This window comes from Streptacidiphilus pinicola (genome assembly GCF_003258295.1).
GTDB lineage: Bacteria > Actinomycetota > Actinomycetes > Streptomycetales > Streptomycetaceae > Streptacidiphilus > Streptacidiphilus pinicola.
In genome coordinates, this window is sequence record NZ_QKYN01000046.1 from 12038 (window position 1) to 34273 (window position 22236).

Consider the following 22236-nt stretch of genomic DNA (forward strand, 5'->3'; position numbering starts at 1 on the left):
AAAGGTGATGGACGCGCTCAGCATCGCCGCAAGCAGCCCCGCGCCCGCAGGCGCGAACCGGCCATCTTCATGACGGTGTACGCGCCGCCGCCGCGCGCCAGGCGCGTGGCCCAGGCGCGCGGCCCAAGGGCCCGCCCGTGTTCGCGGCTAGTGGACGGACTGCTGCAGCGCCGCGCCGAGGACGGCGGAGCCGGTCATGTCCAGGGCCGGCTCGTCGGTCTGCCAGGAGCGGACGTCGTCCGAGAAGCGGCTGTCGTGTCCGGTGAAGGCGTTGAACGGGTCGGCGCCGCCGGGCGGGCAGGCGACCATGCCGGTCTGGTAACCGCCGAGCCCACCCGTGAAGTTGCTCGGGTTGTTGGGCCCGTTCACGACCCCGCCGACGTCGAGCGCGCCCTTGCCGTCGGTGCTGCCGGACAGGTTGGCCACCTGGTGCTGCATGCAGTCGGGGAAGGTGCTGCCCTCGCCGACCATGAAGCTCGTGCCCCAGGCGTTCGCGCCGAGCAGCCAGTCGCGCTGCTCGGTGGCGAAGGCCTCGTAGGAGCGGTCGCCCGTGGCCTGCCGGTAGAGCGCCTCGATGGTGAGGAAGCCGAAGGTGTGCGCGTCGACGTCGAAGTTCGTGTAGTCGCCGCCCGCGTGGAAGATGTCGCCGCCGGCCTTGGTCGCGCCGGCCCGGACCTGGCGCTTCAGGTCGGCGGTCAGCGCGGCCGGGGTGACGGCCAGTCCGGCCGGATCGCCCGCGGCGGCCAGCGCCTTGAGCAGGTCGGCGTGGGCGAGGGCGGAGGTGTCGTAGAGGTTGAAGGTGTCGCCGGTGTCGCCCGCGAGGTAGTCCTTGGCCCAGGTGGCGGCCTGCGCCAGGTACGGTGACGCGCTCCGGCCGAGGGCCTGTGCGGCGAGCGCGATCTCGGCGCCGCCCAGCTCCATGTCGTCGTGCCAGGTGGACTCCGGGTAGTAGGCGTTGGGCAGGGCGGTCGTCAGCGTCGCGGGCGGGTTGCTGGTGTCGGCCATCGCGTAGAGCGAGGTGGCCGCCTGGTACTCGGCGGCTGCCTGCGCCGGGTCGCGCTGCGCGTCCACCTGCGCGGCCAGCGCGAACGCGGCGCTGACCCGGCCGACCACGTTGGGGCTGATCGGCTTGCCGGGCGCGGCTGCTTCGAAAGCCGGCCGGTGCGTGGCGGCGTAGCGGTCCGCGGTCGTGGTGTCGCCGTCGTCCTGCTGCGGCAGCCGCCACAGGTCGTGGTCGCCGTGGAAGGTGCCGGCCGCGTTGCCGGAGCCGATGCCGACCTGCAGGTAGAGCGTCCTGGTCTGCTGGTTCCACATCTTGTTCAGCCACTGCTCGCCGTAGTGTGCCTCGGCGGCGAGCGCGTCGGGCGCCGCGGGGCCGAGCGCGCGCTGGGAGGCGAGGAGCAGCGTGTCGCTGAAGGCGGCGGTATGGGTGAACTTGAGGAAGTCGCCCGCGTCGAACCAGCCGCCCGAGACGTCGACCGGACCGCCGATCTTCTTCAGGTCGCTGTCGGTGATGGTGTCGGAGCCGCCGGCGGCGAAGTCCGGCCAGGCGTAGACGTTCGCGTGCGCGTCGTTCGGGTGCGAGGGCTGGCGCTTCAGCGGGCCGGGCAGCACCGAGGCGCCGTCGCGCTGGTTCTGGAAGAAGCTGACCCCGTCGGCGACCAGCTTGCCGTAGAGCGAGGAGGCGGCCTCGACCCGGAAGACCGGGGAGGTGGCGGTGGCGCCGCCGCTGACGACGAGGCGGTAGCTGCCGGGGGCGGTCAGGCCGGAGAAGGTGATCGGGTAGACGTCCGGGTAGGCCTTGTTCCACCCGCCGCGGCTCGCGCCGCCGACGGTGCCGCTCAGCACGGTCGCCCCGGCGGTGTCCACGATGTGGAAGGCGACGGAGGAGACGGCCGAACCCGTCATCAGGTAGGCCTGTTTGACCTCGCCGGGCAGGAAGCCGGCCTGGTCCACACGCAGGCGTGCCGTGCTCGCGGCCTGCGCGGCGGGCGCGCCGAGCCCGAGCGGCACGGTGGCGACGGCGGCGCTGACCACCAGCGCGGCCAGCCCGGTGGTGGTGCGACGCCTGTGGGGGAGGGGCATCGACCGCTCCTTCGAGTCCTGGTGGTTCAGATGGTTAGGAAACTTTCCTTACCGCGCCGAAGGTAGGGCGCTGCTGACGAGGGGTCAAGGCTTCGCGTAAACGCGAAGTTTCATCTTCCGCATCACTCTTGTCAGCTCCCTGACACCGCAGATACGGTTCTCGCCACTGACACCCCTTGAGAGGGTGTTCAGAAGTTCTGCCCGACTCCCCACTGGAGGCAGTACGTTGCGCACCTCGTCGATATCCACCGCAGCCGTTGCCGTCGCCCTCGGTGCCTCGGCCCTGGTGGCCGCCGCACCCGCCCAGGCCGCGTCCACCCACAGCGCGTCCTGGACCCGCTCGTGCGCCGTCGACCTGACGCCCGGTCACGTCTTCTGCAACGCCCTGCACGTCACCAACACCACCGAGCACGTCCACGCGATGGGCATCACCCCGAACGCCACCCCCTCCGGCTTCGGCCCCTCCGACCTGCACTCCGCCTACAACCTCCCGGCGAACGGGGGCGCCGGTCAGACCGTCGCCATCGTGGACGCCTACAACGACCCGAACGCCGCGGCCGACCTCGCGGTCTACCGCTCCCAGTACGGCCTCCCGGCCTGCACCACGGCCAGTGGCTGCCTGAAGATCGTCGGCCAGAACGGCGGCTCCACCCTGCCGAGCAGCAACTCCGGCTGGGCCGGGGAGATCTCGCTCGACCTCGACATGGTCTCCGCCATCGCGCCCAACGCGCACATCATCCTCGTCGAGGCGAAGACGGCGAGCATGACCAACCTCGGCACCGCGGTGAACACCGCCGTCAAGCTCGGCGCGACCGAGGTCTCGAACAGCTACGGCGGCTCCGAGTCCTCCGCCGACACCGGCTACGACTCCACCTACTTCAACCACCCCGGCGTCCCCATCACCGTCTCCTCCGGCGACTCGGGCTACGGCGTGGAGTACCCGGCCGCCTCCCCGAACGTGACGGCCGTCGGCGGCACCTCGCTCAGCAAGGCCTCCAACACCCGTGGTTGGAGCGAGAGCGTGTGGTCGACCAGCTCCACCGAGGGTGCCGGCTCCGGCTGCTCCGCCTACGAGCCCAAGCCCACCTGGCAGACCGACAGCGGCTGCGCCCAGCGCACCGTCGCCGACGTCTCCGCGGTGGCCGACCCGGCCACCGGTGTCGCGGTGTACCAGACCTACGGCGGCTCCGGCTGGGCCGTCTACGGCGGCACCTCGGTCGCCGCCCCGCTCGTCGCCGGCGTCTACGCCGATGCGGGCTCGCACAGCGCGGCCGTCCCGGCGGCCGACGCGTACGCGCACAGCAGCGCGCTGAACGACGTCACCACCGGCGCGACGGCGAGCTGCTCGCCCTCGTACCTGTGCACGGCCGGCACCGGCTACGACGGCCCGACGGGCCTCGGCACGCCGAACGGCCTGACCGCCTTCACCGGCTGACCGCGCAGCACTGATCGTCCGGCCGCCCGTCTTCGGGGTGGTCGGACGTTCGGCTTTCCGCTTCCGCTTCAGGCCGGCAGGTGCATGGCGAGCGCGTCGAAGTCCAGCCGCTGCACCTCCTCACCTTTTGGGACCAGGCGGAGGGTCCGCAGTACGAAGGCCCCGACCTCGTCGGACGGCAGCTCGATCAGCGCGTGGTCGTCCTCGCCGACCAGGAGCACGGAGAGCAGGTGCCGGCCGCCGTCCAGGGTCGGCCGGATCCGTACGTCCCCGGTCCCGGAGGGTCGGCTCAGCCCGTCCACGAGCAGGTCGCGGGCGAAGATCCAGGTGACCGGGGAGCGCCGGTCGGCATGGAACACCAGCCGCACCTCGTACGGCTCCGCGGTGCGGTACTCCAGCCGGGTCGCCAGCGCTCGGCTGCGCTCGGCCGAGACCACCTGGTGCGCGATCAGGTCCTGCGCGATGCGCGTCGTCATCCGTCCCACTCCTCCTCGCAGGGCCGCCGCCGGCAGCAGCCACGCGAGGAGAGAGTCGGCGGGATCCGGACTCTTACAGCAGTCCGGGAACTTTTTTCCGCCCCGCTCTCGCAGGGGACGATCCCCGGACCGACGGGCCCGGTAGCAACGCGCTCCGTTGACAGGTCGTCACTGTGCGCGTATGACCGTGACAGGGCGTCACTGAGCCGAGTGGCGCCCGCCACGGGCACCGTGACCGGTTCAGGGGGTGTGGGGCATGGCGACTGCCGAGGCGACCGTCCGGACCGATCCGGACACCGCGACCGTCAAGCGGCTGCGGCTGGGCGTCGGCGTGATCGGGCTGGCGTTGCCGATCGTGCTGCCGCTCGGGAACAGCATCCTCTCCGCGCACCTCGGCCTGCTGGCCTCGCTGAGCGGGTCCTACTACACGCACATGCGCAACGTCTTCGTCGGCGGGCTCTGTGCCATCGGGGTGATCCTGCTCTGCTACCGCCACAACCGCCGTGAGGATGTGTGGAGTTCCGTCGCCGGCTGCTTCTCCGTCGTGGTGGCGCTGTGCCCGATGGAGCCCCCGGCGTCCGTGGTCGCGCATCCGACGGCGCAGCAGCAGGCGCTCGGGGTGCTCCACACGGTCTCCGCCGCCGTGGTCTTCACCGCGCTCGCGTTCTTCTGCCTCCGCCTCTTCCGCGACGACTCCGAGCCGGACGGTCCGCTGCGGCGCCGGATCTACCTGGTCTGTGGGATCGTCATCGCCGCCTGCATCGTGGGCATCGTGGTGGCCGGCGTGCTCCACTTCTCCGGGGTGGGCCCGCTGACGCCCGTCTTCGCGGGCGAGTCCCTCTCCGTCTTCGCCTTCGGTGCGGCCTGGTTCGTCAAGAGCGACGCGATCGTCGACCTGGCCCGAGCCACCGGACGGTCGGGCGTCGCGGCGCTCTGGCGCTGAAGCGCTGAACGACCGCTCCGTGGACGGCCGTTGTCGGGAACGGGCGTCTCTGCCCAGCCTGACCGGACCGCGGATCAGGCCAGGTCGGACGGGTCGGTGTTGGCGCCGCAGAGGACGACAGCAACGTGTTCGCCGGCGGCGGGGGTGTAGGCGCCGCCGCGGAGCGCGGCGAGGGCGGCGGCCGCGCCCGACTCGACGGCGAGGCGGCGGCCGTGCCACAGGGCCCGGCGGGTCGCCACGATCTCCGCGTCCGGGACGAGGACGCTGGAGACCAGCGGGTCGCGGGCGAGTTCGAAGGCGGTCCGTGAGATCCTGCGCGCGCCCAGCGCGTCCGCCGCGACGGAGTCGACCTCGACGTCGACCGGCTCGCCGGCCTCCAGCGCGGCGTTGAGCGCGCGGCAGTGCTCCGGCTCGACGGCGACCACGCGCACCCCGCGCGCCAGCAGCGCCGCCGCCGTCCCGGCGAACAGGCCCCCGCCGCCGACGGAGACCACGACGGTGTCCACGTCCGGTGCCTGGCGCAGCAGTTCGAGCGCGAGCGTGCCCGCGCCCGCCGCGATGTACGGGTTGTCGTAGGCGTGTGAGAGCAGCGCGCCGCTCTTCTCCGCGAACTCCTGCGACGCCTCCAGCGCGTGGGCGTACTCGGTGCCGACGAGCCGGACGTCGGCCCGGTACTCGTGCAGCTTGGCGACCTTGACGGCCGGGGCCGTGGCCGGGACGAACACGGTCGCCCGCGTGCCGGTGGCCAGCGCGGCCCAGGCGCAGGCGAGCCCGGCGTTGCCGCCGGAGGCGATGGTGATCCCCGCCTCGGGCATGCTGTGCTCGGCCAGGTGGACCGCGGCGAGGTTCGCCGCGCCCCGTGCCTTGAACGTGCCGGTGTGCTGCAGGAACTCCAGCGCGAAGCTCAGCCGCGCCGCGCCGGCGCCGAACGGCGCCGCCGGCTCGGCCGGCGTGACCACCAAGGGCCGCACTCGCCCCTCGATCCGCCGCGCGGCGGCCTCGACGTCCTCGGGTCCGATCAGCTGCCTGGTCACCCCGTCATTCAACCAGCCGCGGGCGCGGCCCGAAGGGGATCACGCGCAGGAGACCGAGACGATCTTCATCGACTTAAGGTCCAGGGTGACCTTCGGGTGGCCCAGCGCGGTCTCGCCCGGCGTGAGTTCGTGGGCGGTCGGGTTCGCGGTGAGCGTGACCACGGCGGTGGTGCCGGTCACGGAGACGGCGTCAGCGGTCATGCTGCTCGCGGCCTTCGAGGCGCACTCCAGCGGCTGCGCGCCCGTCCCCGCGAGGGCGTCGCGGTAGGCCGCGGGGGAGGTGAAGTAGCCGGCGATCGCGGAGGTGTCGGCGCCGTAGGGCTTGAGGGCCTGCAGGTAGGCGTAGGAGTCGAGCACACCGCCGACGTAGGACTGGACCTGGTCGTCGGAGTAGGCGGCGGGAGCGAGCTGCGGCTGCAGCTGGCCGACGCAGTAGACCCAGCTCACCCGGGGCGCGGAACGGTCCACGGCCACGGACATGATGACCTGTCCGCTGCCGCCCGGCCAGAAGTACCACTGGGCGCCGGTGCCGGTGCGTCCGGGCGCGTAGACCGCGTGCCAGTAGGGGATCGAGCCGTCCTCGGCGCAGGTGCTCTGGTCGCCGTCCAGCCCGGGGCGGGTGAAGGAGGCGAAGCCCGGGTCGAGGTACTGCTGACGCAGCCGCCCGAGGGCGGCGTCGGCGTCGGCGGCGCCGAACGCGGCGGCCGCGCCGCCGTAGTAGCCGACGACGGTCGCGCCGCCCGGCAGGTCGGGGTCGGCCGCGGTGGCGCAGGAGAAGTCGGTGACGCGTCCGGCCGCGTCCGTGTCGAGGGTCAGCCGGGCGGCGGCGCGGGTGCCGACGTAGAGGCTGACCGGGACGGCCATCCCGCCCGCGCTTCCGTGCGCGACCGGGGTGCCGACGAGTGCGCCGTCCACCACGGTCCGGCCGGAGGCGGCGCCGCAGCCGACGGGCGCGCCGACTCCGCCGCCGCCCTGCATCCTGGCCGCGACCTGCGCGTTCGCGACGTAGGCGGTGAGCCCGGCCGGGTCGGCCTTCTTCGGCTGCCCGGTCTTGACCGCCGCGCCGGAGCGCTCGTAGTCGTCGACGACGGCCAGGGCGGACGCCTGCGCGGCGTCGAGGCGCAGCGCGGGCGCGGGCTTCGCGGACGGCTTGGGGTCGCTGGAGCACCCGGCCACGCCGCCCATCGCGAGCAGCCCGGCGGCCAGCACCGCCGCGCTCGCTTTCCGGCCTCGTCGTCCTGTGTGCACGGTGTCCCCAGTCATCGCTCCGGCCCAGCTCCCCGTCCAGGTCGCGCACACTCTATGAGCTGCACCTGCCACAGCACCATGCCCTCTTCTGTGGTCAACCCGACACGAGGGAGTACACGACTCCGACGAATGCGGCCGCCAGGCCGAGAAACCCGCCGGCGGCGCCGACGCGGAGCAGCGGTCTCGCGCGGGCGTTCCAGCGGCGGCTGGCCGGTGTGGCGGACTCGTCAGGGCCGGTGCACAGCAGCCCGAGGAAGCGGAAGACCCCGCCGAGCAGCAGCAGCGTGTAGCCGAGCAGGGCGAAGAGTCCGCCGAGGTCCAGTCCGACCTCGCCCGGCCCGGGCCGGACGTAGGAACCCCGGCTGGTGCGCCGCATGCCGACCGGACGGCCGACGGTGGCCGCGTCGCGGCCGGGTGCGTGCAGGGTCACGGACCTGTCGACCAGGCTGCCGTCGGTGGCCGTGAACGTGCCGGTGCAGACGTCCTCGGCCTTGCGGTTCCGCAGCAGCTCCGTCGCGCAGTGCCGCGACACGTACGTGCCGGGCGTGCCCGCGACGCCGAGGGCGTACGGCAGCGCGCGGAGGGGGAACTGCGCCGCCCACACCCCGCCGCCCAGCACCCCGAGCCCGACCGCCACGGCCATCACGGCCAGCGCGATCCTCGCCCGGCGCTGCGTCCTCTCCTGCGTCATCCCGCCGTCCTCTCCCAGGGGCGGCACATCCTGACACGTCGGCGCGGGGAAGCCTGCGGTGGGGCGTTCACGATGCGCTACACCGCCGTGGTCGTCACCGCGGCGCGCGTCACGGACGGGTGAACCGCGGTCAGGAGAGCGGCGGGGTCCAGTCGAAGGTGACGGTCACCGGCGCGTGGTCGGACCAACGCTCCGGGTGGGAGTTCGCGCGCTCCACGACGCCGGTGGTGGCGCGGGCGGCGAGGCCGGGCGTGGTGACGACGTAGTCGATGCGCCAGCCGCTGTCCTGGTCGAAGGCGCGGCCGCGGTAGGACCACCAGGAGTACGGGCCGACGGCGTCCGGATGCAGGCTGCGGACGGTGTCGACGTAGCCGAGCTCGTCGAGGACGCGGGAGAGCCAGGCGCGCTCCTCGGGCAGGAAGCCCGCCTTCTTCTGGTTGGCCTTCCAGTTCTTCAGGTCCGCCTCGCGGTGGGCGATGTTCCAGTCGCCGCAGACGACGACCTCGCGGCCCTGCTCGGCGGCGCGCTCGCGGAGCCGCTTCAGGTGGTCGAGGAATTCCGCCATGAAGCGTTCCTTCTCGTCCTGACGGGGCGTGCCGACCTCGCCCGAGGGGAGATAGAGGCTGGCGACGGTGACGCCCGGCAGGTCGATCTCCGCGTAACGGCCGGAGCCGTCGAACTCGTCCGAACCAAAGCCGACCTTCATCCGCTGCGGCTCCTGCCGCGACAGCACCGCCACGCCGGCCCGGCCCTTGGCCGTCGTCGAGGGCGCCCACAGCACGTGCCACCCGGCCGGCTCCACGACCTCGGCGGCCAGCTGGCCCGGCTCGGCGCGGACCTCCTGCAGGCAGACGACGTCGGCCTCGGTCTGCGCGAGCCACTCGACGTAGCCCTTGCCCGAGGCGGCGCGCAGGCCGTTGACGTTGACGGTGGTGATGATCACCTGAGAGCTCATTCCTCACGGAGTCGGTTCCGGACCGCCGCACCGGCGACGAGCCCGTCACACCTTACGACGGGACGCCGGCACCACCCGGTCGGTGTCCAAGGCCGACCGCAGTCGGTACGCTCCGGGCATGAGCACGAGCCCGGACGACTACGACAGTACGAACTGTGTCTGGTGCGGAGCCGCGGTCTACCTCGGTCCCGAGGGCGGCTACGTCTGCGGGCAGTGCAACCACACCGTCACGCCGCCCGACTACGAGAAGCGCGCCGGGCGCGCGGGAGCACGGGCGCGCCGGCGGCGGAGGACGGTTCGCTGAGCTGAGCTCTGTGCGCCCGTGTGAGTGTGAAGCCGTCGTCGAGCTTCAACGACGCCGTTGGTCGGCCCGCAACTCGAGATCGCCGTAGCTGTTGTCGGCGGGGTTGACCGTTACACCTGGAGCCACGATCTCGTCGATGCGGTCGAGTACCTCGGCCGCGAGGGTGACCTCTGCGGCGGGGAGGAACGCCTCGAGCTGTTCCATCGTGCGCGGCCCGATGATCGCCGAGGTGACGCCGGGGTGGTTGATCACGAAGGCGACGGCCAGCTCGATCAGGGGGACGCCGGCCTTCTCGGCGAGGACCGCGAGGCGCTCCACGGCGTCGAGCTTGCGCTGGTTGGCCGGGCTGCTCATGTCGAAGCGGGCCTGCGGGCGCGCCGCGGAGGCCGGCCCGGAGGAGGCGTCCTTGCGGTAGCGGCCCGAGAGCCAACCGCCGGCGAGCGGGCTGTAGGTCAGCGTGCCCATGCCGTGGCGGCGCACGGTGGGCAGGACGTCTTCTTCGACGCCGCGGACCAGGATCGAGTACGGCGGCTGCTCGGTCACGAACCGCTCCAGGCGGCGCTCGCGGGAGACCCACTGGGCCTCGACGATCTGGGAGCCGGAAAAGGACGAGGAACCGAGGTAACGGATCTTGCCCTGGTGGACCAGGTCGGAGAGGGCGCCGAGGGTTTCGGCCACATCGGTGTCCGGGCTGGGACGATGGACCTGGTAGAGGTCGATGTAGTCGGTGCCCAGGCGCCGCAGGGAGTTCTCGACCTCGCGGATGATCCAGCGCCGTGAACCTCCCCGGGAGTTGGGGTCGTCCTGACTCATCGGCATGAAGAACTTGGTCGCCAGGACCACGTCGTCGCGACGCCCCTTGAGGGCCTTGCCGACGATCTCCTCCGAGACCCCGCCGGAGTACACGTCCGCGGTGTCGACGAAGTTGATGCCGGCGTCGAGCGCACGGTGGATGATCCGCACCGAGTCGGCTTCGTCCTCGTTGCCCCAGGGGCCGAACATCATCGCGCCGAGGCAGAGCGGGCTGACCTGGACGCCGGTGCGGCCGAGCGGTCGGTACTGCATGAAGGAGTTCTCCTTGTGCGTCAGTGGTGGTGCGAGGACACGGCCGTGCCGGCCGTGGCCCAGGCGGCGAGGAGGTCGAGTGCCTCCCGCTCCCGTGAGTCCGGTTCGGGGGTGTAGAAGTTGAGGCGTAGTCCGGGATCGGCCGGCAGGTCCAGCGCCTCGTAGGGCAGCACGAGATCACCGACCAGTGGGTGATGAAGGCGCTTGACGCCGGAGCGGTGGATCTTCACGTCGTGGCGGGCCCACCGGCGTGCGAAGTCCTCGCTCTTGGTGGTGAGCTCGCCGATCAGATCGGTCAGCGCCTTGTCGTGGGGCGCTCGGCCCGTCTCGGAGCGCAGAAAGGCGACGGAGTCGTCGGCTCCCTTGTCCCAGTCGGTCCAGAAGTCCTGGCCCGCGGGGTCAAGGAAGAGGAAGCGGGCCGTGTTGACCGGTCCTCGCCGGGCGAACAGCGGTGAGTCGAAGACCGGCGCGTACAACGCCCGGCCCAGCGTGTTGGCGGCGAGGACGTCGAACCGTGCGTTGCGTATGTACGCCGGCACGTCGGTCATCGAGTCGAGCAGCCGCAGGATCGTGGGCCGCACCCGGGAAGCGGTCACCGTCGGGCGGCGGCTGGAGGGGTTCGACGCTCGCGCGAGGTCGTACAGGTGGGTGCGCTCGGCCTCGTCGAGCTGCAGGGCGTGGGCGAGCGCGTCGAGTACGGAATCCGAGGCACCGCTGAGATTTCCGCGTTCGAGCCGGATGTAGTAGTCCACGCTCATTCCCGCGAGGAGGGCGACCTCCTCGCGGCGCAGACCGGTGACGCGTCGGTTTGCGCCGTAGAGCGGCAGTCCGGCCTGCCGCGGGGTGATCCGTGCCCGTCGGGTGCTCAGGAACTCGCGGACCTCGGCGACCAGGTCGGTCCGGTGGGTGTCAGCCATGATCAGCTCTCGAAGACTTTCTCGGTGGCGCCGGTGGCGGCGTGTCCCTTGGCTCTCGCGGGCCGCCTCCTTCACGGTAGATGCGTCGGCCGGGGCGTGCGAGGTACTGCCGTTACCTGGAAGAGCAGTGACTCCCACCTGCGTGCGGGCGTGCGGTCCCCTGGAGCAGACCCGGGCACCGCCGGCGTGCTCGTGCGGGTCACGTGCAACGAAAGGCCTCTGTGATGCAGACCCTCACCCTCAACAACGGCGTCACCATGCCCGCTCTCGGTTTCGGAGTCTTCCAGACCCCGCCCGACGAGACCCGGGCCGCCGTGACCGCCGCGCTCGCTTCCGGTTACCGGCACATCGACACCGCCGCGGCCTACGCCAACGAGCGCGAGGTCGGTCAGGCGATCCGCGACAGCGAGGTCCCCCGCGAGGACGTCTTCATCGAAACCAAGATCTGGATCAGCGACTACGGGTACGACGAGACCCTGCACGGCTTCGACAAGAGCGCCGCGAAACTCGGTGTCGACCGGATCGACCTGCTGATCCTCCACCAGGCGCTGCCCTCCGACTTCGACCGCACCGTCGCGGCCTACCGCGCCCTGGAGAAGCTCCTGGCCGAGGGCAAGGTGCGGGCCATCGGTGTCAGCAACTTCATGGTCGACCACCTGACCGCGCTTCTCGACGCGACCTCCGTCGTCCCCGCGGTCAACCAGCTGGAGATCCACCCCTACTTCCAACAGCGCGCCGTCCTCGACTTCGACGACAAGCACGACATCCTGAACCAGGCGTGGTCACCGATCGGCGGCATCACCGGCTACCGCGGGACGGGCACCAGCACCTTCGACGACCCGACCATCGCCGGCATGGCCGCCGCACACGGCAAGACCCCGGCCCAGGTGATGCTGCGCTGGCACCTGCAACAGGGGCGCTCGGCCATCCCCAAGTCGGTCCGGCCCACACGGATCGCGCAGAACTTCGACGTCTTCGACTTCGACCTCACGCCGGACGAGCTGGCGGCGCTGGACGCCCTGGACACCGGGCGACGCGGAGGCCCCGAGCCCGAGGACGTCACCCTGCAGACCTACGGCCGCGCCATCCCCGAAGCCTGACCTGCGCCGATGGGAAACCCCATGACCGCGCTGACCCAACTGAAGAACATCGCCGCCGAAGACGCGAACCCGTAAGGAACCCACCATGGAACGCCTGCCCCGACACTCCACCACGAAGCTCCCGGCCGAACGGTTCACCGGGGACGCCTGGCTGGACATGCTCGCCGTCGGCACCGAGCCGTCCCGGCTGACTGTCGGCCTGGTCCGCTTCGCACCGGGCGCCCGCACCGCCTGGCACCGGCACGCCGTCGGCCAGACCCTGCACTGCGTGTCCGGAACCGGCCTGGTCGCCACCCGCGACGGCAAGGTCGTCGTGCTGCGCCCCGGCAACACCGTGCACACCCCGCCCGGCGAATGGCACTGGCACGGCGCGGCCCCGGACGCGTTCATGGAACACCTCGCCATCTCCGAGGGCTCGGGCGACCCCGACATCCCCGATGTCGACTGGGTCGAGCACGTCACCGACGAGGAGTACGGCCAGGCCGCGGCCACGGCCTGACCCGCGCTGCCCACACGGACGAAGAGAGGCGCCGACGGTGACCGCGGCGCCTCAGCGTGCCGTGATGAACAGGCTCTGGGCGGAGCGGCCGATCACGGCCTTCTCGTCGAGCAGCACCGCGTCCGCGAGCCCGATGCCCGCCTGGTCCACGCTGGTGTGCGCGTCCAGGCCGACCCACTCGCCCACCGGGGGACGGCGCAGGTGGACCGTCAGGTCCGGGTTGACGTAGGTGTGCCGGCGGAAGTCCAACGTGCCGGAGATGCCGTTACCGGAGTCGGCGGCGATCAGTACCCGGCAGAGGCCCGCGGTCTCCTCGCCCGCGACCAGCGGCAGGCGCATCCGGAACCAGGCGGCGGCGGGGCCGGGCTCGGTCGCCGAGCCGTGGGCGAAGCGCATCTCCATCGCGGTGTGGTAACCCTCGTCCCAGGGGAGTGGGAAGGTCTGCACGGCGGACCGCTCGGGGCCGGCGACGGCCAGAGGGGACTCGATGGAGGGCAGCCCCCCGAGCGCCTCGGCGTCGCCGACGCGGATTCTCAGCGCGTGCGCGCGCATCGCGAGTTTGCCCTCGGCGGTGCGCAGTTCGGCTTCCACGCGCTCGACGTTGCGGCCGGTCTCGGCCTCGCGGACGGCGACGCTCACCTCGCCCAGCGGCACCGGCCGCAGGATCTCGAACGTCATCCGCACGACGCGGAAGCCCTCGCGCGCGCCCGCGCGGCGCTCGACGGCGCGGCCCAGCAGCGCGGCCGGCGGGCCGGCGTGCTGGCTGTCGGGGGACCAGGGCCCACGGGTCGCGGCGGTGGCGGCGAACTCGTTCTCGCCGAGCGGGAGGTAGAAGGCGTCAGCGGTCATTACTGAAGAGTAACCAGAATCAGCGGGGATGGGGAGGGAAGGGGACCGCCTCGGGCGACGGCTGCCACTCCCGCCTGAGCAGCCCGTAGACCCACGAGTCGGAGACGTCGCCGTTGACCACGCAGTCCTCCCGCAGCGTCCCCTCCCGCACGAAGCCGAGCTTCTCCAGCACCCGGGCGGAGCCGATGTTGCGTGTGTCGGCCTCGGCCTGCACGCGGTTGAGGTCCAAGGTGTCGAACGCCCACCCCAGCAGGGCGCGCGCGGCCTCGGTCGCGTAGCCGTGGCCCCATGCCGCGGCGTTGTAGCAGTAGCCGAGCGAGGCGCTGCGGTACTCCGGGTTCCACCGGGCCAGGGTGCACCAGCCGAGGAACGCCCCGTCGGAGTCGCGCTCCACGGCCAGCCGCGTGCCGGTGCCCTCCTGGGCCATCTGCCGGCACGTCGTGAGGAACGTCCCGGCGCGCGCCGGGTCGCTCCACGGCGGCGCGTCCCAGTAGCGCAGCACGTGGGCGTCGCTCTGCAGGGCGAAGAGGTCCTCCGCGTCGGCGTCCTCGAAGGGACGCAGGCGAAGGCGGGCGGTCTGCAAGGACGGTGCGGGCAGCGGTGTCCCCATGGTCCCTCCCCTGATCGGTGGCCGCTCCATCACACAGTCGACGTGGTTGACCCGCAACGGGTTTTCACAGCGGCGCCGCTTCGGCCATGCTGGTGCGCGGGAGCACGGGGACCCGTGCTGCGGCAGCGGTGGAAGCGGTAGTAGGGGAGGGCGACGCGATGCTCACGCGGACGCGACTGTTCGGGGGCAAGACCCGGGTGACGTTCCGGCTGCCGGCGCAGCTGCCGGCGGGCACCGTCAGCGTGGTGGGCGACTTCAACGGCTGGCAGCCCGGCCGTGCCGAGCTGGTCCAACGCCGGGACGGCACCCGCACGGTGAGCGTCTCCTTCCCGCCCGGCGAGCACCGGTTCCGCTACCTCGCCACCGGCGGCGTCTGGTTCGACGACGACGCCGCCGACCGGATCGACCCGCAGGGCAGCCTGATCCGCGTCGAGTAGCCCGCGGCGGCGTATCGTCGGGAGCACCCACCGAGCCAAGGATCGGGTGAGCGACTCATGGGCGCACCGCCGACCGGATCGTCCTTCCGGCATCCCGTCTTCGCCCGCTTCTACGCGAAGGTGGCCGGCCCCGCGTTGGAGAAGGCCGGTGCCACGGAGCACCGCCGCCGCCTGCTGGCGGGGCTCGGCGGCGAGGTGGTCGAGGTCGGCGCCGGCAACGGGCTGAACTTCCCGCACTATCCGCCCGAGGTCACCCGGGTGCTCGCGGTCGAGCCCGAGCCGGACCTGCGCGGCTTCGCCGAGCGGGCGGCCGGTGCCGTCCCGACCCGGATCGACGTCGTGAACGGGCGCGCCGAGCGGATCCCCGCCGAGGACGCCGCCTTCGACGCGGCGGTGGTCTGCCTGGTGCTCTGCTCGGTCGTGGACCAGCGCGCGGCCCTCGCCGAGCTGCGCCGGGTGCTCCGCCCCGGCGGTCAACTCCGGTTCTTCGAGCACGTCCAGGCCGAGTCCCCGGCGATGCGCCGGGTCCAGCGCGGCCTCGACGCGACCCTCTGGCCGCTGCTCGTCGGCGGCTGCCACACCGGACGTGACACGCGTTCGGCGATCGAGTCGGCCGGGTTCACCCTCACCCGGATCGACACCTTCGCCTTCCCGCAGACCAGGTTCCCCTCGCCCGCCGCCACCCACATCCTGGGCACGGCCGAGGCGCCACGGCCGTGAGGCGACGCGTCAGCGCCCGTGGGTGGTGAACCGGCGGACCGCCAGTGGGCCGACGACGGCGAGCAGCAGGGCGGACCAGGCAAGCGTGGCGACGACGGGATGCCGCAACGGCCAGGGCGCGTCGGCGCCGAGTGGGTGGGCGTTGCCGAAGAGCTCGCGGGTCGCCGCGGCGACGGCGCTGATCGGGTTCCACTCGGCGACCAGGCGCAGCCAGGCCGGCAGCCCGCCGGTGGGCACGAAGACGTTGGTCACCATGCCGATCGGGAAGACGAGCACGGACAGCTGGCCGGCGATGTCCTCCCGGCCGACCAGCAGCCCGAGCCAGATGCCCACCCAGTTCATCACGAAGCGGAAGAGCAGCAGCAGCGCGAGCGCGGCGAGCGCGCGCGGCACGCCGTCGTGGATTCGCCAGCCGGTGGTCAGGCCGACGCCGACCATCATCGCCAGCACCACAGCGCTGACCAGCAGATCCGCCAGGGTCTGGCCGAGCAGCGCGGCCGGGCGGGAGATCGGCATCGAGCGCAGCCGGTCGGTGACGCCGCGTCCGATGTCGCGGGCCGCGCCCACCATGCTGGGGACCACGCCGTTCACCGCGACCAGCACGAACAGGCCGGGCATCAGGTACGCGCGGTAGCTGCCGCCGCCGGGCACCTGCATGGCGCTGCCGAAGATGTAGCCGAAGACCAGCAGCATGGCCAGCGGCGCGGCCAGCGACGCGGCGATCAGGCCGGGGGAGTGCCGGTAGTACAGGAGGATGCGCAGGGTGAGCGTCATGCTGTCGGAGAGCGCGCGGCGCAGTCGTCCCGGCTCGGCGGCGACGGGACCTTGCCGGCCGGTGGCGGGGGCGGTGAGGGTGGTGGTCATCGGGTCGTCCTCTCGAGTGCCGGGCCGCTGCCCGCAGGATGCTCCGGTGCCGTCCGGCCGGTGAGGGCAAGGAAGACGTCGTCCAGCGAGGGCCGGCGCAGCGCCGCGTCCAGCGTGGCGACCCCGGCGGCATCGAGCTCGCGGATGAGCCCCGGCAGGGTGACGCTGCGGTCGGGGTCGGTCGTCGCGGCGATCCGGCGCTCGGCCTCGTCCAGGGACGACTCACCGCCGGTCAGCGCGCTCAGCACGCACGCGGCGGTGGCGAAGTGGCCGGAGTCCGCCAGGGTCACCTCGACCCGGGTGCCGATCGTCGCCTTGAGCCGCTCGGGCGGCCCGGAGGCGATGACCCGGCCGTGGTCCACGACGGCGATGTCGTCGGCGAGTTGGTCGGCCTCGTCGAGGTACTGGGTGGTGAGCAGCACCGTGGTGCCCTCCGCCGACAGCTCCCTGACGGTGGACCAGATGTCGTTGCGGCTGCGGGGGTCGAGCCCGGTGGTGGGCTCGTCGAGGAAGAGCACGGCGGGCCGGGTGACCAGGCTGGCGATCAGGTCCAGCCGTCGGCGCATGCCGCCGGAGTAGGTGCGCACCAGCCGGTCGGCGGCCTCGGTGAGCCCGAAGCGGTCCAGCAGTTCGTCCGCCCGGCGGCGTGCGCCGCGGGCGCCCAGGTGGTGCAGTCGCCCGACGAGGTGCAGATTGTCGCGGCCGGTGATGCCCTCGTCGAGCGCGGCGTGCTGTCCGGCCAGGCCGATGGTGCGGCGCACCCGATCCGCCTCGCGGACCACGTCGAACCCCGCGACGCGGACCCGGCCCGCGTCCGGCGCGGCGAGCGTCGCCAGCACGCGCACGGCGGTGGTCTTGCCGGCGCCGTTCGGACCGAGCAGTCCGCAGACCGTTCCCGCCGGCACGGTCAGGTCCAGGCCGCGCAGCGCGTGGGTGGAGCCGAAGCGCTTGTGCAGGCCTTCGACCACGATCGGCGGTCCGTCACGGGTGGTGTCGTTTCCGGGCAGGCTCACGCGAAGCCCCTTTCTAAGTACGGTGTACGTAGAAGACTGGCGCGGTCAGCGTACTACTACGTACGGTGTACGTGTCTAGACTGGCGGGCGAGGTGATCACTGAAATGACCAAGCCAGCCGCACCGGCGATGATCTGGCTGCGCCCGGAGCGCACCGGACGCGGGCCCGAACCGGCCCACAGTCGCGCGGCGATCGCCGCGGCCGCGATCACGCTCGCGGATGCCGAGGGGCTGGACGCGGTCTCGATGCGCAAGGTCGCCACCGCGCTCGGCGCGGGCACCATGTCGCTCTACAACTACGTCCCCAAGAAGGAGCACCTCTTCGACCTGATGCTGGACGCGGTCGTCGGCGAGTTCTCCCTCCCCGACGAGCCCTCCGGCGACCCCCGCGCCGATCTCGCGGCCCTCGCCCGTGAGGAGCTCGCGGCCATGCGCCGCCACGCCTGGCTCGCCCCGCTCTCGCTCACCCGGCCGTCGATGGGTCCGAACGCGCTGCGGGTCACGGAGTTCTTTCTCGCCGCGCTGGCCGACTCCGCGTGGGACGGTGGCACCAAGATGGAGCTCTTCGCCCAACTCAATGGTTTCGTCTGCCAGTTCGCGGAGTGGGAACGGAACGCCGCGGGCGGGTCCGGCGCCCAGTGGCAGGCCGACATGGTCGCCTACCTCACCGGCGTGATCACCGAGGGGCGCTATCCGCATCTCGCCCAGGCGCTGGGCGGCGGCGGGGCGCCGCCGCCCGACGTCGATGCGGTCTTCGCCCGCTCACTGGACCGGCTGCTGACCATGATCGTCGGAGAATAGCCCGGTGAACCGCGGCGGGAGCCCCGGTTCACCGACCCTGAGGGCTAAGGGCTAGCTGCCCGCGCCGCCGGTGGCAGGGGAGCGGCCGTGGCGCATCAGCAGGGCGACGAGCAGGCCCAGCGCGCCGCAGACCGCGGCGAGGAGGAGGCCGTCCTGGTAGCCGCCGAAGCCGTAGAGGGACGGGACGGGGTGGAAGCCGCCCGTCGTCGACTCCGGGATGCCGGTGATCTGGACCTTGACCTGCAGGGCGTGCCCCGCCAGGAACGCCGTCAGCGCACCCGTCCCCACCGAGGTGGCCAGGCTGTTGACGACGCCCAGCATGCCCGCGCTGATGCCCTGTTGGCGGGCCGGCACGGCCTCGATCATCAGGTTCGGACAGGCCGCGTAGAACGCGCCGAAACCGATCCCGAAGACCGCCGCGAACAGCCCGTACTGCCACTTGGAGTGCGGGAAGTACGCGTACAGCACCGTGGAGAGCGTGAACATCGCCATCGCGATGACCAGCGGGAGCCGCGGGCCGGTCTTGCGGGCGAGTTCGCCCGAGGCCGCGCCGGAGAGCATGCCGACGCCGCCGGACCAGACCGCCGAGTAGTAGCCGTAGGCCAGCAGCGAGGCGCCGAGGCCGAAGGCGAGCGTGGAGTTGAAGAGGGTGTGGAACAGCGGCGCCATCGCCGGCGGCAGCGTCTGCCCGGCACCGCCGGAGAGGGCCACTTGCAGGATGCTGCCGTGCAGTTGCTGCTCAGTCGGGGTCTGCAGCATGTACGGGATGCTGTAGCCCTGGATGCCGATGACCATGCTGCCGAGGGTGGCCGCGCCGAGAATGACCAGGACGCGCGGGGAGAAGAGCAGCCGCGGATCCATGATGGGCTCCGGAACCACCCGCTCCACCAGCAGGAACGCCCCCAGCATGGCGAGGCCGCCGAGGAGGTAGCCGAGCGAGTCGAGTCGCCCCCAGCCCCAGTTCGTGCCGTTGGAGAGGTAGACCAGGACCAGCCCGACGCCGCCGCCGAGCAGCAACGCGCCGCCGATGTCCAGGCGTTGGCGGGTGCGCAGGGTGGACTCCGGCACCACCAGCCACATCAGCGGCACCATGACGCCGACGAAGATGAGCAGGAACCAGAAGAGCCAGCGCCAGCCGTGCGCGTCCATCAGCCAGCCGCCGATCAGCGGCGCGGCCAGCGCCGACATGCCGAGGCCGGTGGCGATGACGCCGATCGAGGCCGGGATGTAACGGCGCGGCAGGATGTCGCGGAACAGGCCGTAGGCGACGGTGGGTGCCGAGATGGCCACCGCCTCCAGCGCGCGGCCGACCAGGAAGACCCACCAGGTGTGGGTGAGGGCGCAGACCAGCGTGCCGAGGGCGAAGGAGAACCCGGTCAGCAGCATGGTGCGGCGCTTGCCCCACAGGTCGGAGAGCTTGCCCATCAGCGGCGTGGTGGCGCCGCCGACCAGGCCGAAGATGATGACCATCCAGCTGATGTTCGCGCCCACGCCCGGGAAGCTCGGCGCGATCTGACGGGCCGCGGAGGCGACCATCGTGTACTGCAGCGCGGCGATCTCGGCGAAGAGCACCACGACGAGGATGACCGCGAAGACGCGCAGGCGCGACGCGCCGTCGAGGCGGTTGGTGGCTTCGGCGTCGGGTTCGGGTCCCGGCTCGGGTCTCGGGGCCGAGTCGACGTTGTCCGGTGCGGATGTCACAGGGCGGCTCCTGGGTCCGGATGGCGGCTCCTTCCTGGCTGTATCTAACAGTCCGTCAGAAAGAAGGGAAGAGCGGTCGCGCCCGCGATCTGGTTCAATGAGCTCCATGGACATCGTCCTCGAACCGTTCTGGCCCTCGCGCCAGCAGTTCCACTTCGACCAGACCTGTCGCCGCTCGACCGGCGCGCAGGCCTGAGTCGTCCCTTTCCCAGGCCCTTCCGCGCGCAGACGCCGCCCCGTCCCTTTCGCGCGAATCGAGTCCTGCCATGTCTGTTCCCGTGCTGAACCCTGCCCGTCCGGCCGCGCCGCACCTGCGTTCGGTCAAGCCCGACGAGACCGCGCAGCCCGGCGTCTACCGGCTGCCCGAACGCATCGTCGCCGAGCTGCAGCTCGATGCCGCGACCACCCCGTTGGTCGGTTACCTGGTGCTGGTCCCGGAGGGGGTCGCGCCGACCCTCGCGGCCGCGCCGGTCACCGCACCCGCCCCGAGGCCGCTCCCCGACGCCGACGGCCTGGTCGTCGACCCGGAGCTGCGCACCGCCCGCCTCGACGGCGCGCTGCTGGAGCTCACCTACCTGGAGTTCGAGCTGCTCGCCCACCTGGTGGCGTACCCGCACCGGGTGCACACCCGCGACCGCCTCGTCGAGGCGGTCTGGGGCTACGGGCACATCGGCGACGGCCGCACCGTCGACGTCCACGTGGCCCGGCTGCGCCGCAAGCTCGGCGAGGCCTACCGGAGCCGGATCGTGACGGTCCGCCGGGTCGGCTACAAGTACGTACCCGCGGTCAAGTAGCCCGGTGCGGCGGGTGGTTCAGCTCTCGCTGAGCCGCCCGTCCGCCACCCGGACGCGGCGGTTGGTCTCCACGGCGTCCAGCATCCGGCGGTCGTGGGTGACCAGCAGCAGCGTGCCGTCGTAGGAGGCCAGCGCGGACTCCAACTGCTCGATGGCGGCCAGGTCCAGATGGTTGGTCGGCTCGTCCAGCACCAGCAGGTTGACGCCGCGGCCCTGCAGCAGCGCGAGCGCGGCGCGCGTGCGCTCACCGGGGGAGAGCGTCGCCGCCGGGCGCAGCACGTGGACCGCCTTCAGGCCGAACTTGGCCAGCAGCGTGCGCACGTCGCCGGGGGAGAGCTCCGGCACCGCCGCGCCGAAGGCGTCCGCGAGCGGCAGGTCGCCGACGAAGAGGCGACGCGCCTGGTCGACCTCGCCCACCACCACGCCCGGCCCGAGCGCGGCGTGGCCCGCGTCCAGCGGGAGCCGGCCCAGCAGGGCGGCGAGCAGCGTGGACTTGCCCGCCCCGTTCGGGCCGGTGACGGCGATCCGGTCGCCCCAGTCGACCTGCAGGTCCACCGGACCGAAGGCGAAGTCGCCGCGCTTGACCTGCGCGCCGCGCAGCGTCGCCACGACGGCCCCCGCGCGCGGGGCGGCGGCGATCTCCATCCGCAGCTCCCACTCCTTGCGCGGCTCGTCGACCACGTCCAGCCGCTCGATCAGCCGCTGCGTCTGCCGGGCCTTGGCGGCCTGCTTCTCCGTGGACTCGCTGCGGAAGGCCTTGCCCTGCTTGTCGTTGTCGGACGACTTGCGGCGGGCGTTCTTGACGCCCTTCTCCATCCAGGAGCGCTGCATCCGCGCCCGCGCCTCCAGCCCGGAGACGGTGTCGGCGTACTCCTCGTACTCCTCGCGCGCGTGCCGCCGGGCGCGGTCGCGCTCCTCCAGGTAGGAGGCGTAGCCGCCGCCGTAGTGGTTCACCTGCTGCTGGTGCAGGTCCAGCTCCAGCACCGCGGTGACGGTGCGGGTGAGGAACTCGCGGTCGTGGCTGACCAGCACGGTGCCGGCGCGCAGACCCTGGACGAAGGCCTCCAGCCGCTCCAGCCCGTCCAGGTCCAGGTCGTTGGTGGGCTCGTCCAGCAGGAACACGTCGTAGCGGGAGAGCAGCAGCGAGGCGAGGCCGGCCCGGGCGGCCTGGCCGCCGGAGAGCGAGGTCATCTCCTGGTCCAGCCCGACCGCGAGCCCCAGCTCGTCGGCGACGGCCTCGGCGCGCTCCTCCAGATCCGCCCCGCCCAGGTCCAGCCAGCGGTCCAGCGCGACCGCGTACGCGTCGTCCGCGCCCGGCGTGCCGTCGACCAGCCCCTGCGTCGCCTCGTCCAACGCCGCCTGCGCGGCGGCCACGCCGGTGCGGCGCGCGAGGAACGCCCCGACGGTCTCGCCGGGCCGGCGATCCGGCTCCTGCGGCAGGTAGCCGACCGTGGCGGTCGGCGGGCTGAGCTTGATGCTGCCGCCCTCGGGGGTGTCCACCCCGGCGAGCAGCTTCAGCAGCGAGGACTTCCCGGCGCCGTTCACCCCCACCAGCCCGATCACGTCGCCGGGGGCGACGACCAGGTCCAGGCCGGAGAACAGCACGCGCTCGCCGTGTCCGGCGGCAAGGTCTTTGGCGATGAGAGTGGCAGTCATCAGGCCGGTAAGCCTACCGGCCTGATGACTGCCTTCCTGA

General features: G+C 72.4%; 23 protein-coding genes. 9 read left to right on the forward strand and 14 right to left on the reverse strand.

Translation table 11 applies throughout. The features are described from left to right. Nucleotides 1-147 precede the first annotated feature (147 nt). The gene (locus DN069_RS12700; RefSeq protein WP_111501050.1) at nt 148-2085 is read right to left on the reverse strand and encodes a glycoside hydrolase family 9 protein; all 1938 of its coding nucleotides are present in this window, start codon (nt 2083-2085) and stop codon (nt 148-150) included. Between the two features lie 226 nt (nt 2086-2311). Here DN069_RS12700 and DN069_RS12705 point away from each other — a divergent pair, with 226 nt between their 5' ends. Then, on the forward strand, nt 2312-3520 hold the full coding sequence (locus DN069_RS12705) for a S53 family peptidase (protein ID WP_111501051.1): 1209 nt from the start codon (nt 2312-2314) through the stop codon (nt 3518-3520). A gap of 68 nt (nt 3521-3588) precedes the next feature. Here DN069_RS12705 and DN069_RS12710 read toward each other — a convergent pair whose 3' ends face one another. Then, nucleotides 3589-3996, reverse strand: coding sequence for an SsgA family sporulation/cell division regulator (locus DN069_RS12710; RefSeq protein ID WP_111501052.1), 408 nt, complete (start codon nt 3994-3996; stop codon nt 3589-3591). A gap of 256 nt (nt 3997-4252) precedes the next feature. Between DN069_RS12710 and DN069_RS12715 the strand changes: the two genes are divergently transcribed. After that, nucleotides 4253-4939 carry a DUF998 domain-containing protein gene (locus DN069_RS12715; RefSeq protein WP_111501053.1) on the forward strand — a complete coding sequence of 229 codons (687 nt, stop codon included), beginning with the start codon at nt 4253-4255 and terminating at the stop codon, nt 4937-4939. Nucleotides 4940-5013: 74 nt separating this feature from the next. Here the strand turns inward: DN069_RS12715 and DN069_RS12720 are convergent, their stop codons facing one another. The 4 genes from DN069_RS12720 to DN069_RS12735 form a co-directional block, all read right to left on the reverse strand. Then, on the reverse strand, nt 5014-5973 hold the full coding sequence (locus DN069_RS12720; protein WP_243639145.1) for a serine/threonine dehydratase: 960 nt from the start codon (nt 5971-5973) through the stop codon (nt 5014-5016). Nucleotides 5974-6012: 39 nt separating this feature from the next. Next, nucleotides 6013-7236, reverse strand: coding sequence for a hypothetical protein (locus tag DN069_RS12725; protein WP_133259900.1), 1224 nt, complete (start codon nt 7234-7236; stop codon nt 6013-6015). A gap of 79 nt (nt 7237-7315) precedes the next feature. After that, nucleotides 7316-7912, reverse strand: coding sequence for a hypothetical protein (locus DN069_RS12730; RefSeq protein WP_111501055.1), 597 nt, complete (start codon nt 7910-7912; stop codon nt 7316-7318). A 130-nt stretch (nt 7913-8042) separates the two neighbouring features. Then, a complete protein-coding gene (locus tag DN069_RS12735; RefSeq protein WP_424556281.1) occupies nt 8043-8855 on the reverse strand; it encodes an exodeoxyribonuclease III in 813 nt (270 codons plus the stop codon). A 130-nt stretch (nt 8856-8985) separates the two neighbouring features. Here DN069_RS12735 and DN069_RS39370 point away from each other — a divergent pair, with 130 nt between their 5' ends. Beyond that, complete coding sequence (locus DN069_RS39370; protein WP_133259901.1) at nt 8986-9171, forward strand: hypothetical protein; 186 nt, start codon at nt 8986-8988, stop codon at nt 9169-9171. Between the two features lie 45 nt (nt 9172-9216). Here DN069_RS39370 and DN069_RS12740 read toward each other — a convergent pair whose 3' ends face one another. Both DN069_RS12740 and DN069_RS12745 read right to left on the reverse strand, forming a co-directional pair. Then, nucleotides 9217-10236, reverse strand: a complete 1020-nt coding sequence (locus DN069_RS12740) for an aldo/keto reductase (RefSeq protein ID WP_111501057.1) — start codon at nt 10234-10236, stop codon at nt 9217-9219. A gap of 20 nt (nt 10237-10256) precedes the next feature. Then, the gene (locus DN069_RS12745; RefSeq protein WP_111501058.1) at nt 10257-11153 is read right to left on the reverse strand and encodes a helix-turn-helix transcriptional regulator; all 897 of its coding nucleotides are present in this window, start codon (nt 11151-11153) and stop codon (nt 10257-10259) included. Nucleotides 11154-11377: 224 nt separating this feature from the next. On the opposite strand from DN069_RS12745, the gene DN069_RS12750 reads away from it, so the two are divergent. Together DN069_RS12750 and DN069_RS12755 are read left to right on the forward strand one after the other, a co-directional pair. Continuing rightward, complete coding sequence (locus tag DN069_RS12750) at nt 11378-12253, forward strand: aldo/keto reductase (RefSeq protein WP_111501059.1); 876 nt, start codon at nt 11378-11380, stop codon at nt 12251-12253. Nucleotides 12254-12338: 85 nt separating this feature from the next. Beyond that, nucleotides 12339-12752 carry a (R)-mandelonitrile lyase gene (locus DN069_RS12755; protein ID WP_111501060.1) on the forward strand — a complete coding sequence of 138 codons (414 nt, stop codon included), beginning with the start codon at nt 12339-12341 and terminating at the stop codon, nt 12750-12752. Nucleotides 12753-12803: 51 nt separating this feature from the next. Here the strand turns inward: DN069_RS12755 and DN069_RS12760 are convergent, their stop codons facing one another. Both DN069_RS12760 and DN069_RS12765 read right to left on the reverse strand, forming a co-directional pair. Then, nucleotides 12804-13601 (reverse strand): thioesterase family protein, encoded by a 798-nt coding sequence (locus DN069_RS12760; RefSeq protein ID WP_111501061.1) that lies wholly within the window; start codon nt 13599-13601, stop codon nt 12804-12806. Nucleotides 13602-13620: 19 nt separating this feature from the next. Next, nucleotides 13621-14211: a GNAT family N-acetyltransferase gene (locus DN069_RS12765; protein WP_111501062.1), complete on the reverse strand. Its 591-nt coding sequence runs from the start codon at nt 14209-14211 to the stop codon at nt 13621-13623. A gap of 158 nt (nt 14212-14369) precedes the next feature. Here DN069_RS12765 and DN069_RS12770 point away from each other — a divergent pair, with 158 nt between their 5' ends. Then, nucleotides 14370-14648 (forward strand): isoamylase early set domain-containing protein, encoded by a 279-nt coding sequence (locus DN069_RS12770; protein ID WP_111501063.1) that lies wholly within the window; start codon nt 14370-14372, stop codon nt 14646-14648. Between the two features lie 57 nt (nt 14649-14705). Then, nucleotides 14706-15368: a class I SAM-dependent methyltransferase gene (locus DN069_RS12775; RefSeq protein ID WP_111501064.1), complete on the forward strand. Its 663-nt coding sequence runs from the start codon at nt 14706-14708 to the stop codon at nt 15366-15368. A 9-nt stretch (nt 15369-15377) separates the two neighbouring features. Here DN069_RS12775 and DN069_RS12780 read toward each other — a convergent pair whose 3' ends face one another. After that, entirely contained in the window at nt 15378-16232 is an 855-nt protein-coding gene (locus DN069_RS12780) for an ABC transporter permease (RefSeq protein WP_111501065.1), read from the reverse strand. Beyond that, nucleotides 16229-17245, reverse strand: coding sequence for an ATP-binding cassette domain-containing protein (locus DN069_RS12785; protein WP_243639146.1), 1017 nt, complete (start codon nt 17243-17245; stop codon nt 16229-16231). The genes DN069_RS12780 and DN069_RS12785 overlap by 4 nt, the downstream gene beginning before the upstream one ends. A gap of 104 nt (nt 17246-17349) precedes the next feature. Between DN069_RS12785 and DN069_RS12790 the strand changes: the two genes are divergently transcribed. Continuing rightward, nucleotides 17350-18045 (forward strand): TetR/AcrR family transcriptional regulator, encoded by a 696-nt coding sequence (locus tag DN069_RS12790; protein ID WP_243639148.1) that lies wholly within the window; start codon nt 17350-17352, stop codon nt 18043-18045. A gap of 51 nt (nt 18046-18096) precedes the next feature. On the opposite strand, the gene DN069_RS12795 is transcribed toward DN069_RS12790, so the two are convergent. Then, nucleotides 18097-19746, reverse strand: a complete 1650-nt coding sequence (locus tag DN069_RS12795; RefSeq protein WP_165845478.1) for an MFS transporter — start codon at nt 19744-19746, stop codon at nt 18097-18099. 266 nt (nt 19747-20012) lie between these two features. Between DN069_RS12795 and DN069_RS12800 the strand changes: the two genes are divergently transcribed. Beyond that, nucleotides 20013-20540 carry a winged helix-turn-helix domain-containing protein gene (locus DN069_RS12800; RefSeq protein WP_111501067.1) on the forward strand — a complete coding sequence of 176 codons (528 nt, stop codon included), beginning with the start codon at nt 20013-20015 and terminating at the stop codon, nt 20538-20540. 18 nt (nt 20541-20558) lie between these two features. Here DN069_RS12800 and DN069_RS12805 read toward each other — a convergent pair whose 3' ends face one another. After that, complete coding sequence (locus DN069_RS12805) at nt 20559-22196, reverse strand: ABC-F family ATP-binding cassette domain-containing protein (protein ID WP_111501068.1); 1638 nt, start codon at nt 22194-22196, stop codon at nt 20559-20561. Nucleotides 22197-22236: the final 40 nt, after the last annotated feature.